The organism is Streptomyces sp. JW3, assembly GCF_052216785.1.
Taxonomy (GTDB): Bacteria; Actinomycetota; Actinomycetes; order Streptomycetales; family Streptomycetaceae; genus Streptomyces.
Window position 1 is genome coordinate 65,733 of record NZ_JBQOUX010000004.1, and the last position, 12,677, is coordinate 78,409.

Annotated in this window: 14 protein-coding genes; 7 read left to right on the forward strand and 7 right to left on the reverse strand. The window is 75.0% G+C overall.

Annotated elements, in window-relative coordinates:
• The first annotated feature begins 446 nt into the window (after window positions 1-446).
• Genes ACTT8P_RS03200 through ACTT8P_RS03210 form a run of 3 tightly spaced genes read left to right on the forward strand, consistent with a single transcriptional unit; the run spans window position 447 to window position 4,165 of the window.
• Entirely contained in the window at window positions 447-995 is a 549-nt protein-coding gene (locus ACTT8P_RS03200; protein WP_442829962.1) for a (2Fe-2S)-binding protein, read from the forward strand.
• Window positions 996-1,988, forward strand: a complete 993-nt coding sequence (locus ACTT8P_RS03205; protein ID WP_442829963.1) for an FAD binding domain-containing protein — start codon at window positions 996-998, stop codon at window positions 1,986-1,988. It abuts the gene before it with no gap.
• A gap of 47 nt (window positions 1,989-2,035) precedes the next feature.
• Window positions 2,036-4,165: a xanthine dehydrogenase family protein molybdopterin-binding subunit gene (locus ACTT8P_RS03210; protein WP_442829964.1), complete on the forward strand. Its 2,130-nt coding sequence runs from the start codon at window positions 2,036-2,038 to the stop codon at window positions 4,163-4,165.
• A gap of 404 nt (window positions 4,166-4,569) precedes the next feature.
• Here ACTT8P_RS03210 and ACTT8P_RS03215 read toward each other — a convergent pair whose 3' ends face one another.
• The gene (locus ACTT8P_RS03215; protein WP_442829965.1) at window positions 4,570-5,955 is read right to left on the reverse strand and encodes a hypothetical protein; all 1,386 of its coding nucleotides are present in this window, start codon (window positions 5,953-5,955) and stop codon (window positions 4,570-4,572) included.
• A gap of 275 nt (window positions 5,956-6,230) precedes the next feature.
• Between ACTT8P_RS03215 and ACTT8P_RS03220 the strand changes: the two genes are divergently transcribed.
• The 3 genes from ACTT8P_RS03220 (at window position 6,231) to tgmB (ending at window position 7,847) form a co-directional block, all read left to right on the forward strand.
• Window positions 6,231-6,524 carry a YkvA family protein gene (locus ACTT8P_RS03220; protein WP_442829966.1) on the forward strand — a complete coding sequence of 98 codons (294 nt, stop codon included), beginning with the start codon at window positions 6,231-6,233 and terminating at the stop codon, window positions 6,522-6,524.
• Window positions 6,525-6,643: 119 nt separating this feature from the next.
• Window positions 6,644-6,835: a putative ATP-grasp-modified RiPP gene (gene tgmA / locus ACTT8P_RS03225; RefSeq protein ID WP_361174524.1), complete on the forward strand. Its 192-nt coding sequence runs from the start codon at window positions 6,644-6,646 to the stop codon at window positions 6,833-6,835.
• A gap of 16 nt (window positions 6,836-6,851) precedes the next feature.
• Window positions 6,852-7,847: an ATP-grasp ribosomal peptide maturase gene (tgmB, locus tag ACTT8P_RS03230; protein WP_442829967.1), complete on the forward strand. Its 996-nt coding sequence runs from the start codon at window positions 6,852-6,854 to the stop codon at window positions 7,845-7,847.
• Window positions 7,848-7,863: 16 nt separating this feature from the next.
• Here the strand turns inward: tgmB and ACTT8P_RS03235 are convergent, their stop codons facing one another.
• The 3 genes from ACTT8P_RS03235 to ACTT8P_RS03245 all read right to left on the reverse strand — a co-directional run bounded on the left by ACTT8P_RS03235 (window position 7,864) and on the right by ACTT8P_RS03245 (window position 9,056).
• Window positions 7,864-8,067 carry a hypothetical protein gene (locus ACTT8P_RS03235; RefSeq protein WP_442829968.1) on the reverse strand — a complete coding sequence of 68 codons (204 nt, stop codon included), beginning with the start codon at window positions 8,065-8,067 and terminating at the stop codon, window positions 7,864-7,866.
• A gap of 108 nt (window positions 8,068-8,175) precedes the next feature.
• A complete protein-coding gene (locus tag ACTT8P_RS03240; protein ID WP_442829969.1) occupies window positions 8,176-8,637 on the reverse strand; it encodes a hypothetical protein in 462 nt (153 codons plus the stop codon).
• Between the two features lie 155 nt (window positions 8,638-8,792).
• On the reverse strand, window positions 8,793-9,056 hold the full coding sequence (locus ACTT8P_RS03245) for a DUF5133 domain-containing protein (protein ID WP_442829970.1): 264 nt from the start codon (window positions 9,054-9,056) through the stop codon (window positions 8,793-8,795).
• Between the two features lie 227 nt (window positions 9,057-9,283).
• On the opposite strand from ACTT8P_RS03245, the gene ACTT8P_RS03250 reads away from it, so the two are divergent.
• Window positions 9,284-9,625, forward strand: coding sequence for a hypothetical protein (locus ACTT8P_RS03250; protein WP_442829971.1), 342 nt, complete (start codon window positions 9,284-9,286; stop codon window positions 9,623-9,625).
• A gap of 15 nt (window positions 9,626-9,640) precedes the next feature.
• On the opposite strand, the gene ACTT8P_RS03255 is transcribed toward ACTT8P_RS03250, so the two are convergent.
• The 3 genes from ACTT8P_RS03255 to ACTT8P_RS03265 form a co-directional block, all read right to left on the reverse strand.
• Window positions 9,641-11,410 (reverse strand): ABC transporter ATP-binding protein, encoded by a 1,770-nt coding sequence (locus ACTT8P_RS03255; protein WP_442829972.1) that lies wholly within the window; start codon window positions 11,408-11,410, stop codon window positions 9,641-9,643.
• A gap of 161 nt (window positions 11,411-11,571) precedes the next feature.
• Window positions 11,572-12,117, reverse strand: coding sequence for a hypothetical protein (locus ACTT8P_RS03260; RefSeq protein WP_442829973.1), 546 nt, complete (start codon window positions 12,115-12,117; stop codon window positions 11,572-11,574).
• Between the two features lie 30 nt (window positions 12,118-12,147).
• Complete coding sequence (locus ACTT8P_RS03265) at window positions 12,148-12,672, reverse strand: ATP-binding protein (RefSeq protein WP_442829974.1); 525 nt, start codon at window positions 12,670-12,672, stop codon at window positions 12,148-12,150.
• Between the last annotated feature and the right edge of the window lie 5 nt (window positions 12,673-12,677).

Below are 12,677 nucleotides of genomic sequence, written 5' to 3' on the forward strand. Positions count from 1 at the left end.
CGACCCGACAAACCCGGACACCCACCGATCGCCACCCGACGAACCCGGAGACCCGCCGATCGCCGCCCGACGAACCCGGACACCCGCCGATCCCTGAGCGCACACCGGACACCCGGAGCACCCGGTACACGCCCCCGGACGGCACCTACGCGCCGCCGCGGCGACCCGGCCGCCCGCGACGGCCACCGGGCCCCGGCACGCACCCGCGACCCGACGAACCCGGACACCCGCCGATCGCCACCCGACGAACCCCGGGCACCCGCCGATCCCTGAGCGCACACCGGACACCCGGAGCACCCGGTACACGGCACCGGACGGCACCTACGGGCCGCCGCGGCGACCCGGCCGCCCGCGACGGCCACCGGACCCCGGCACGTGTCAGGCGGGACAACCTGGATACGCGGACTGGACAGCCGTACCGGCCCGTCCCGGAAGGTCATCGCGCCATGGACAGCCACGACACGACCGCAGCCGCCGTACCCGAACGCTCGGACACCCATCTCCGGGTCAACGGCAAACCCCACACCCTCTCCGTCGACCACCGCCGGGTCCTGCTGGACCTGCTGCGCGAGGATCTCGGGCTCACCGGGGCCAAGAAGGGGTGCGACCACGGCCAGTGCGGGGCCTGCACGGTCCTGGTGGACGGGCGGCGGGTCAACAGCTGCCTGCTGCTCGCCGTCACCCTGGACGGCTCGGAGGTCACCACCGTGGAGGGGCTCGGCGACCACGGGGAGGACCTGCACCCGTTGCAGCAGGCGTTCCTGGACCGGGACGCCTTCCAGTGCGGTTACTGCACCCCGGGCCAGCTCTGCTCCGCGCTCGGCGCGGTCGCCGAGGCCAACGCCGGGCACCCCTCGCACGTCACCGACCCGGCGGCACCCTCGGGCCAGCCGGTGCCGCTGGACCGGGCGGAGATCCGGGAGCGGCTGAGCGGCAACCTGTGCCGGTGCGGCGCGTATCCGCGGATCGTCGACGCCGTAGAGGACGTGATCTGAGTGCGGCCCTTCGCCTACGTCCGCGCCGGCAGCGTCGAGGAGGCCACCGACGCCTTCGCCGCCCGGCCCGGCGCCCGTTACCTCGGCGGCGGCACCAACCTCGTCGACCTGATGAAGCTGGGCGTCGAGGCGCCCGCCGCGCTGATCGACGTCACCCGGCTCCCGCTGGACGACGTGACGGAACTGCCCGACGGCGGACTGCGGGTCGGCGCGATGGTCCGCAACAGCGACCTCGCCGCGCACCCGGCGGTCCGCGACCGCTACCCGGTGCTGTCGCAGGCGCTGCTCGCGGGCGCCTCCGGGCAGTTGCGCAACGCCGCCACCACCGGCGGCAACCTGCTCCAGCGCACCCGCTGCCCCTACTTCCAGGACCTGACCAAGCCCTGCAACAAGCGGGAGCCCGGCACCGGCTGCGGCGCCCTCGAAGGCGTGCACCGGGACCACGCGGTGCTCGGCCACTCCGACCAGTGCATCGCCACCCACCCCTCCGACATGGCGGTGGCGCTCGCCGCGCTCGACGCCCGGGTGGAGCTGCGCGGCCCGGACGGCGCCCGCAGCGTGCCGGCCGCCGACTTCCACCGGCTGCCCGGTATGCGCCCGGAGAAGGACACCGAGATCCACCCGGGCGAGCTGATCACCTCGGTGCTGCTGCCGGCCGCCACGGCCGGGCTGCCATCGCGCTACCGCAAGGCCCGGGACCGGGCCTCGTACGCCTTCGCGCTGGCCTCCGTGGCCGCCGTGCTGCACTGCGAGAACGGGGTCGTCGAGCGGGTCGGTCTGGCCTTCGGCGGCCTGGCGCACCGGCCGTGGCGGGCCCGGCGGGCCGAGGACGCGCTGGTCGGCGTCGCGCCCACGGCGGCGGCCTTCGAACGCGCCGTCGACCTGGAGCTGGCCGCGGCCGAGCCGCTGCGGGACAACGCCTACAAGGTGCCGCTGGCCCGGCGGCTCGCCCTCGACGTCCTGGGCCGGCTCGCGCCGGTCGCGTCGGTCTGAACCGGCGTCCACGATCGGCGTCCACGACTTCCTTGAAGGAGTACTCCATGACCGTCACCGAGACCGTCCTGGGTGCCGGGGCCGAACGCCGGGAAGGGCGGGACAAGGTCACCGGCGCCGCGCGGTACGCCGCCGAGTCCGACGGGTCCGGGCGGGCCCATGCCCGGCCGGTGCCGGCCGCCGTGGCGCGCGGCCGGGTGACCGGCGTCGACGCCGCGCCCGCCCTCGCTCTGCCGGGCGTACTGGCGGTGCTCACCCACGAGAACGCGCCGCGGCTCGCGGAACCGGACGACCCGGTACTGGCCGTACTGCAAGGTCCGGGGGTGCCGCACCGGGGCTGGCCGGTGGCGCTGGTGGTGGCCGAGTCGCTGGAGGCGGCCCGGCAGGGCGCCGCCGCCGTCCGCGTCACCTACGACACCGAACCGCACGACGTCACGCTCACCGCGGCGCACCCCGACTCCTACGTCCCCGAGGAAGCCAACGGCGGCCACCCGGCGGTGCGGGAGCGGGGCGAGCCGGCGGCCGCGTTCGCCGCCGCCGAGGTGCGGATCGACGCCGAGTACCGGGTGCCGCCGCTGCACAACCACCCGATGGAACCGCACGCGAGCACCGCGCGGTGGGACGGCGACCGGCTGACCGTGCGCACCTCCAGCCAGGGCACCACCGTCGTACGCACCACCCTCGCCCAGCTGTTCGAGGTGCCGGAGGAGGGGATCTCCGTCACCGCCGAGCATGTCGGCGGCGGCTTCGGCTCCAAGGGCACGCCCCGTCCGGACGTGGTGCTCGCCGCGATGGCGGCCCGGCACACCGGCCGGACGGTCACCGTGGCGCTGTCGCGCCGGCTGCTGCCCGCCCTGGTCGGGCACCGGGCACCGACTCTGCACCGGCTGCGGCTCGGCGCCGGCCGGGACGGCCGCCTCACCTCCCTCGATCACGAGGTGGCCACCCACACCTCGCGCGTCAAGGAGTTCGTGGAGCAGGCCGCCGTGCCCGCCCGCGTGATGTACGCGGCGCCGCACAGCCGCACCGCGCACCGCGTGGTCCGGCTGGACGTGCCCACGCCCTCCTGGATGCGCGCGCCGGGCGAGGCGCCCGGCATGTACGCCCTGGAGTCGGCGATGGACGAACTCGCCGTCGAACTGGGCGTGGACCCGGTGGAGTTGCGGCTACGCAATGAACCGGAGACGGAGCCCGACAGCGGCAAGCCGTTCAGCAGCCGGCACCTGGTGGAGTGCCTGCGGGAGGGTGCCCGGCGGTTCGGCTGGGCGGCCCGCGATCCGCGCCCCCGGTCCGGTACGGACGGTCCCCTGCTGGTGGGCACGGGGGTGGCCGCGGCCACGTACCCCGTGCTGGTCTCCCCGTCCACCGCGGCGGCCCGGGCGCTGCCCGACGGCGGGTTCCTGGTCCAGGTCAACGCCACCGACATCGGCACGGGCGCGCGGACGGTGCTCGCGCAGGTCGCGGCCGACACCCTCGGGGTGCCGCTGGACCGGGTCCGGATCGAGGTGGGCAGCACCGACCTGCCGGCCGCGTCGCTGGCCGGCGGCTCCTCCGGCACCGCCTCCTGGGGCTGGGCGGTGCACGACGCGTGCGCCCGGCTGGCCGACCGGCTGGCCGCGCTGCCGGGACCGGTGCCCGCCGAGGGGATCGGCGCGCACGCCGACACCACCGGACGGGCCGACGCCGAGAGCGCGTACTCCCGGCACGCCTTCGGCGCGCACTTCGCCGAGGTCACGGCCGACCCGGTGACCGGGGAGGTACGGGTACGGCGGCTGCTCGGCGTCTACGCCGCCGGACGCGTCCTCAACGCCCGTACGGCGCGGTCGCAGTTCGTCGGCGGGATGACGATGGGGCTGGGCATGGCACTGACCGAGGACAGCCATCTGGACCCGGCGTTCGGCGACTTCACCGAGTCCGACCTGGCCTCCTACCACGTGCCCGCGCACGCCGACGTGGCCGGCGTCGAGGCGCACTGGGTGGACGAGGACGACGCGCATCTCAACCCGATGGGCAGCAAGGGCATCGGCGAGATCGGCATCGTCGGCACGGCGGCGGCCATCGGCAACGCGGTCCACCACGCCACCGGCATCCGCTTTCGCGAACTCCCCCTGACCCCCGACCGGGTCCTCACCGGCCTCCTCACCCACGAGGCCCCGGCGGGCACGTTCGGCGGGTGACGCCCTCGCCCTGGTCCGTCGGGGCCGGGCGCGTCCGCAGGGTGCCCTTCGGACGAAACGCGCCCCGAGGGGCGACCGGAGGGCACACTCCCCCGCCCGTCCGTGGGCCGCGCCTCGGCGGCGGCCCACGGACGTGTCGTCGCCGGCGCGGGGGAAAGTGGCCGCCTGGCCGGGAAGGCGATCACCCGGCAGGCCGGATGCGACCGCCCGGCGCCCCCGGACACCCCGGCTCACGCCTCGGCAACCCAAGGGCGTACCCCTGCCCCGGCGGGAAAGCGGTCACCCGGCAGGCCGGGCGCGGCCGCCCGGGGTCCCGGACAGAGTCGGCGCACCGCACCCACAGGCGCCCCCGGGTCGCGTCTCGGCGGCCCAGGGGCGTGTCGTCGCCGGCGCGGCGGAGGCGGTCAGTCCGTCGCGCCGCGGGTGCCGGTGGGCGGGCGGGGGGCCCAGCGGCTGCCGGGGACCAAGGCGGCGACCCGTACGCACAGGGCGGTCAGTGCCGTCAGCGACGCGGCCACGGCCACCGCGAGGGCCACCCAGGCGGGGGCCAGCGTGAGGTCCATCAGCCGGTCCAGCCGGGACTCCGCGGCGGTCATGGCGTAGAGCCGCGCGGCGGCCAGTGCCGCCGGTCCCACCACCGCCGCGGCGAGCACCGCCACGAACGGCCGCACGGACATCACCAGGGCCAGCAGCAGGCAGAGCGCGGACAGCGCGAGGGCGGCGCCGTAGACGCGGGCGGAGGCGCCGTCGGCGTGCAGCGGGAAGAACGCCACCCCGCAGCCGGCGAGCACCACCACGGCCAGCCAGGTCGTCAGCGACGCGACCCTGGACATCGGCTGCCGCGCCGGGCGCTCGGCCGCACGCCCGTCTCTGCGCTGCTCCGCGTGCTCCGGCGGGCTCTGCCGGGCAGCGGCGGCGCGGATCCGGCGGGCGCCCCGTACGTGGTCGCGGCTCTTGCGGCCGGCGCCGGTGAGCGCCGCGCCCAGGCCGCCGCCCGGCCGCGGGGTCTCCTCGGCGGGCCGGGAGCCGGCCGGTTCCCCGGCGCCGTCGCCGGGAGCCCGCGCGGACCGCTCGCCGGGCTCTCCCAGCCGGTCCGGGCGCTCCTCGGCGAGCCGGCCGATCAGGTGGACGAGTTCCTCGACGGGCCGGCCGGTGGCCGCGGCCCGGACCGCCTCCTTGCCGCAATGTGGCTCCAGCGGGGTCCGGTGCAGCAGCGCCATCAGCCGGGTCACCTCCTCCACCGGACGGCTCTCGGCCGCGGCGCGGATCGCCTCGTCCGCGCTGTCGGCGTGCCGCGGCGGCCGGGTCAGCAGGCCGACCAGCCGGGTGACGTCCTCCACCGACCGGTTCACGCCGACCGCGCGCAGCGCGTCGAGGGTGGCCTGGGCGTACTGCGGCGACTGCTCCAGCATCGTGATGAGCGAGACGACCTCCTCCAGCGGCCGGTCGGCCACCGCCGCCCGCACCAGGTCGCCGACCGGGTCGCCGTACGCCGCCGGGTCCGGGTCCGGGCCCGGCCGCCCGGCGGGCTCCTCGGAGTCGCGGAACTTTCGTGCGTCGTGGGGCTCCCCGGGCTCCTCGAACGCCGGTTCCTCGTCGGCGCAGGGCTCCTCGCCGAGGTACGGGTCGTCGTCGGCGTACGGGCCGGCCGGCGGCCGCGGATCGGGCGCGGTGTCCTGCGGGCGCACCGGATGGCTGCCGGTGGTGCTGGTGGTCTCCGCGGACGGCAGGTCCACGGAGGTGGCTATGGCGTACTCGTTCGGGCGGGGTGTTGAAGAGCCGGTGGTCATGGTCTTCTCCGTCTGAAGGAATGCGGCCGCTTCCTGCGTCCCCGACTGCGACGCGCGACTTGTGTGGTGACCATTACTAAGCGCCCCCGCCCCGGTCTGCCACTCGGGTGAGCCGCGCGGATGAGCCGGGCGGTCGGCGGCGGCGCGGACCACCCGTCCGGCTGCCATATCCGCGCCGCGCGGGGGAATCCGGTGGAAGACGCGTGCGCCGCGGCGCACCGGGAGGAAGGGGGGCGGGGGTGGCTTCGACCATGGACACGGCCATGGATACGGCCATGGATACGACCACGGTCGTGCTCGTCGTGGCGGCGGTGCTCGCGGCGGTCGTCCTGGCCCTGGCCGTCTGGGTCCTGACGCGGCTGGTGCGGGCCCGGCGGGAGCTGCGCCGGGCCGGACTGCCGACCGGACCGCGCTGGATCTTCTGGGGCGCCGTCCTCTATCTCGTGCTGCCCGCCGACCTGGTGCCCGATCCGGTGTACCTGGACGACGTGGGCGTGCTGCTCCTGGCTCTGCGTTCGCTGCGCGGTTCACTGCCGAAGACGGAACCGCACCGCGATTACGGAGAGTAAGGAAACCATTCACTCGTTCGATTCGTATAAGTCTCTGGAAGCCGAAGGAAGTCGGCGGACCAGGCGACGGCACAGCCGGCCCATCGCTTGATCGGCACAGCACCGACCAGGGAGAGACGATGCAACCGTTCGCGCTCGACTACGCACGTCCCGTAGGGGAGTTGGAGGCCGCCACTCCGTACGTCTACGACTCCGGACGGCAGTTGAACGTGCTCCTCGACGGGCGCGTGGCCGCCGGTGACCACGCCCTGCTGCGGGAGCTGGGGACCACGACCTCCACCGCGGGCTCGAAGACCCACTTCGACGACTGAACACGGACCGTCTTCGATGACCGTGCTGATCCTTACCTGTGAAGAGGACGTCACGGCGGACATGGTGGTCGTGCACCTCAACGAGGCGGGTGTGCCGGTGGTGCGCCTGGATCCGGCCGACCTGACCGGTTCCGTCGCGCTGTCCGGGGAGTTCGCGCACGGCTCCTTCCGGGGGCATCTGTCCTCGGGGGGCCGGCTGGTGAGCATCGGCGGGCTGCGGTCCGTCTGGGTGCGCCGGCCGGGCACCCCGGCCGCCCGCGCGGCCGCGCCGTCGCCGTGGCTGGCCGAGGAGTCGGCGCAGGCCCTGTACGGCATGCTGCGGGGCAGCGGGGCGCGGTGGATGAACCATCCGGACGCGGCCCGTCGAGCCCGGTACAAGCCCTGGCAGCTGCGGCTCGCCCAGCGGTGCGGGCTGCCGGTGCCGGCCACGCTGATCACGACGTTTCCGCGCGCGGCCCGGGAGTTCGCGGTGCGCCACCCGGACCTGGTGGTCAAGCCCGTCTCGGGGGCGCATCCGCAGGATCCGCCGCGGGCGGTGCCGACCAGCCGGGTCTCCCCCGAGACGGACTTCGCCGCCGTCGCCCTCGGCCCCACGCTGCTGCAACGCCGGGTGGCCAAGCGCGCCGACATCCGGCTGACCGTCGTCGGCGACCGGCTGCTGGCCGCGCGCAAGGCGACCGCCGCCGACGCCGGCGAGGTCGACGTCCGGTTCGACGGGTCCGCCGAGCCGTGGCGCCCGGCCGAGGTGGCCCCGAGCGTCGCGGCGGCTGTCCTCGGCTACGTCCAGGAGGCGCAGCTGGCCTACGGCGCCTTCGACTTCGCGGAGGACGGCGACGGCCTCTGGTGGTTCCTGGAGTGCAACCAGTCGGGGCAGTTCGGCTTCGTGGAGGTGGACACCGGCCAGCCGATCGCCCGGACCATCGCCGAGTGGCTGGCCCGGCCGGGCGCCGCGGAGCCGGACCTGGCCGACGGCGCGGAGCAGGCGGGCGACGCCGGCACCGCGGTGCGCTGACCGGCCGGTGCACCGGTCAGTCGGGGCGGGGGCCGGGCAGCAGGGCGGTGCGCTGCCAGCCGTTGCCCGGGGCCGGCGGACGCTCACGGCCGGGCGAGAGCATCGGACGCATGACGGCCTCCAGTTCCCTGCTCACCCGCTCCGCCTCCCGCCGCACCACCGTGGGAACATCACCGCATTCGGCGACGAGTCGGTCGTAGATGGGCGAATCCTGGAACATCCGTCAACGTGCCTTCCTGTCGTCCGCCCCTGGAGGTCAGGCGCGACTGAGCAGTCTAGGCGCCCCGCCTCCCGGCCGCGCGCATTCCTCCGAGGGCGTGACCGGCGCTCAGGTTCCGGTCGTGGAGCCCGGGCGGACGATCATCAGGACCGTCACGGTGGCCCAGGCCAGGTTGAACAGGCCCGTGCCCATGGCGAGCCGGACCGTGCCGGAGCGTTCGACGGGCTGTCCGCCGGCCAGCCGTTCCAGCAGGTCCTCCTGACCGGGCAGGACGAGCAGGAGGAGCAGACCGGCCGCCACGGCGGTCAGCACGACGGAGACGATGAGCCAGGTGTCGCCGAGCACGCCCATCACCTGGGCGGTGACGAAGCCGAGGAGCGGCACGGCGATCCCGAGCCCCGCGTACACCCGGCAGATGCGGTGCAGCAGCCGGACGGTGCCCAGGCCGTGCGCCCCGCCGCCGGCGGGCACGGCACGGACCGCCGGCGGGAACATGCTGGCGGCCACCGTGACGGGGCCGACGGCCACGATGGCGGCCAGGACGTGCAGGGACAGCAACAGCTTTGTCATCGGTCGGGCTCCGGTGCGCGGTGATCGGCGTGGTTCGCGGTCCACGCTAGAAAGCCGCCGGATGATCGCACAGAGGCCGCGATGACAGCTTCCGACGGATTCTCGCCAACCGCGGAGATGGCCCGCCGGGGCGGGCCGGCCGACCGCGCCCGGCGTCACACCGCCAGCGACAGACCGCTCTCCTCGTCCGGGTCGGCCGCCGGCACGCCGTCCGGCACGTCCGCCCGGGCCAGCAGCAGGGCGTCCGCCTTCGCCACCGCCTCGTGGATGCCGGTCGTTCCCATCATCACGCACAACGTGTAGCTGACGTCCGCCAGCTCGCGCGCCGCCGCCGGCCTCTCCCGCTCCGCCTGCGCGATCCGCAGTGCCGCGTATCGCGTCAGCAACTCCCTGACGACCTTCGGGTCGGGTACGAGCACGTAACGCCCCTCTCTCGATTTTCACTGCGCCTGCCCGGACCCGGCCGAATCATTCGCAACGTGCACGCCACTGCTCTCAATTGACCGGTTTTCTACGCTTACCGGCCATCGACCTCTCCGAACGGACGACGACATGGCCGAAAATGGGCCAGAACGCCCCCGCTTCCCCGAGCCGCCGCTCCCCGTTGAGCAGCCTGTACGGCATCTCCGACGAACGGTGTTCCCCGATGACCCGATCCAGCCGCCTGCTCTGCGCCCTCTACCTCGCCACCAGTACGGGACTCGCCTGGACCGCGGTCCTGGAGCTGCGGTACGGCCCGCTGTGGGCCGCCGCCGCGTTCGCGGGCGCCGGCACGGTGCCGGTGATCGCCGTGGTCCGGGAGCTGGACCTGGCCGAGCAGCGCCGCGCGGCGGTACGTCCGCCCCACGCGCCGGTGGCGACCGGGGCCGCCGACGCGCTGGTCCGTGCCGAACTGGACGCCGCCTGCTGCGAACGCTGGTGGACCAGCCTGGGCGCCGACCACGACGCGGGCTGCGCCCGGCGGGTGCCCAGGAGCAGCGCCGCGTAAGGCACCGGGGGACGGTCAGGCGACCTGGCCGCTGTGCAGCGCGGTGTACGCCCCGCCCCGGCCGAGCAGTTCCTCGTGGGTGCCGATCTCCTCGATCCGCCCCTCCCCCATCACCACGATCCGGTCCGCGCCGCGCACGGTGGACAGCCGGTGCGCCACCACGAACGTGGTGCGTCCGCGCAGCAGCCGGGTCAGCGCCTCCTGCACCAGCGCCTCGGACCGGGTGTCCAGGGCCGAGGTGGCCTCGTCCAGGATCAGCACCCGCGGGTCGCGGATCAGCGCGCGGGCGATGGCCAGGCGCTGGCGCTGACCGCCGGAGAGCCGGGCGCCGTGCTCGCCGACCAGGGTGTCCAGGCCCTGCGGCAGCCGGTCGACGAACTCCAGCGCGTTGGCGTCGCGCAGCGCCGCGCGCACCGTCTCCTCGTCGGCGTCGTCCATGCCGTAGGCGACGTTCTCCCGGACCGTGCCGTCGAAGAGGATCGACTCCTGCGGCACCACCGACACGAACCGCCGGTAGGCGCGCAGGTCGAGGGTGTTCATGTCGGTGCCGTCAAGGAGCAGCCGGCCGGCGGTCGGGCGCAGGAAGCCGATCACGAGGTTGAGCACGGTGGACTTGCCGGCGCCGGACGCGCCGACCAGCGCGACGGTCTCGCCGGGGGCGACGTCGAGGGTGAAGTCCCGGACGGCGGCCCGGCCGCCCTGGTCGTAGGCGTGGCCGACGTGCTCGAAGGTGACGGCGCCGCGCAGGGCGGTCAGCTCGGCCTTGCCCTCGTTGTCCTCCAGTTCGGGCGCCTGGAGCACCTCGCCGACCGAACGGACCGACTCCAGGCCCTTGGTGATGACCGGGGCCAGCGTCGCCAGGGTCGTGGTGGAGTTGGTGAGGGTGGTCAGGAAGGCGCTGAGCATGACGACGTCGCCGGCGGTGACGCCCCACACGCCGTAGTACGAGATCAGCGCGGCGCCCGCCAGGACCAGCACGCCGACCACGTTGAGCAGCACCCAGGCCGCCGAGCCGAACCGGCCGTTGACCAGGTCGAGGCGGAGCGCGGAGGTGAGCAGGCGGTCCAGGGTGCCGTCCATCCGGCGCAGCGCCTTGCGCTCCAGGCCGTGGGCGCGGGTGACCGGTATCAGCCGGGTCATCTCCGTCACCCGGGACGAGAGGGTCTCCACCTCGTGCCGATAGTGCTCGTTGTGCCGGCGCAGCCGGGACCGCAACTTGGCCACCAGGAGGGCGGCGGCGGGCACCACGACCAGGAAGACGGGCAGGAACTCGGGGGTGCGCACGCCGATGATGACCAGGCCGCCGGTGAGCACGGTGAGCGCGCCGAGCCCGTTCTCCGCGGTCTGCTGCACGGCCGTCTCCACGGTCTCGACGTCGCGCACGACCTTGGCCTGGAGCACGCCGGCGCTGACCCGGGAGTGGTAGCCGATGGAGAGCTGCTGCATGCGGGTGCACAGCGCGGAGCGCAGCGCGGTGCCCATGCGGCGGATGCTGCCGTACAGGAGGCGGACGTAGAGCAGGTGCAGCGGGTAGTTGACCACCAGGATGAACATGATGATCCCGGTGCTGGTCCACAGTTCGCCGATCGGCCGGTGCTGGACGACCGTGTCGATGATGGTGGCGGTGATCAGGGGCAGCAGCCAGACCGGGCTGTGCTTGACCGTGAAGACGGCGACCGCGCCGAGCAGGCGGCCGCGGTCGGCGCGGAACAGGTAGACGAGGGTGCGGATCGGGTGCTCGCCGCGGTAGCGGTGGTCGAGCGGCTTTTCCAACGACGACGCCATCGGCGTGGTCCTCCAGTGCGGCCGTGGGTGGGGCAAGCGGTGGGGCAAGCGCTTTCCTACCCGTTCGGCCCGGAGACCGCCACACCGTCCCACGTACCGGGAGACCCGCGCCCCCACCCCCGTGGAGGGCGCGGGTCCCGTTCCGGGGGGCCGCGGAGGGGCTAGCCGCCCAGGGTGCGGGCGAGTTCGGTGGTGACGCGGGTGATCTCGGTGTCGTCCTCGGCCAGCAGCCGTTCCAGGGCGCCGCGCCGGGCGCGGACGGCCTGGCGGGCCGCCCGCTCCCAGACCACCGGGTTCTCCCGGTGGTTGAGCAGTTTGGGGTAGACGGCGGCGGTGCTCTCCCACTGCCGGGCGGCGGCGATGCTGTGCAGCAGCCGGATGATCTGTGCCCGGCAGCGCACCTCGGGGCGCTGGGCCAGCTCCCACAGGAAGGGGACGGTGGCGGCGGTCGCCTGCTCGACGACGAAGCCGTACTGGCAGATGCGGGCGCGCAGTTCGGCGAGGGCGGCGCGGGCGGTGTCGGCGTCGCCGGTGGCCACCCGGGCGAGCAGGGCGGGGATGTCGGCGGCGGAGCCGCTGGAGTCCTGGATGTGGTCCCAGGGCACCTGGTCGAGTCCGGGCAGGGAGGCGGCCCGGGCGGGGCCGGCCCCAGGGGTGGGGCGGTCGGTGCGCTGGGTGCTCGGCTTCGGTGTCGGAGCGGTGCGCATGGCGTGGGGGCCTTTCCGCGGCGGTGGGGGTCAGGTCAGGGGTCGGGCCGGCAGCCTGGCCCAGACGGTCTTGCCCATGGGGGGTCGGGGCAGCCAGCCCCAGGTGTCGGCCAGCGTGTCGACGATGTGCAGGCCGCGGCCGTGTTCTCGCAGGGCGCGGTCGTCGGCCGGGGCGGGCACGGGCGCGTCGTCACCGGGGTCGGTGACGGTCAGCAGCAACGCGCCCTGTTCCAGGGATATCTCGAGCAGCGCCTCGGCCGGGCCGGCCGCCGCGGGCGCCGCGTGCGCCGCCGCGTTGGCGGCCAGTTCGGCCACCACCAGGACGGCGTCGTCGGCGCGGTGCTCCAGGGACCAGCCGCGCAGTGTCTCGCGGGTGAAGGCGCGGGCCCGCGCGAAGCCCGTCCGGTCGCAGACCAGGCGCAGCCCGGTCGGAGCGGGGCCGTGGCCCCGCGGCCGGGGCCGCTCCCGGGGCGCCGGCGGCACGGGCCAAACCGGTGCGTCCGCCGCCGCGAGCTCGCTCAGCGGACGGAGCACGGGGTACGCGGATGACGGCACGGCAC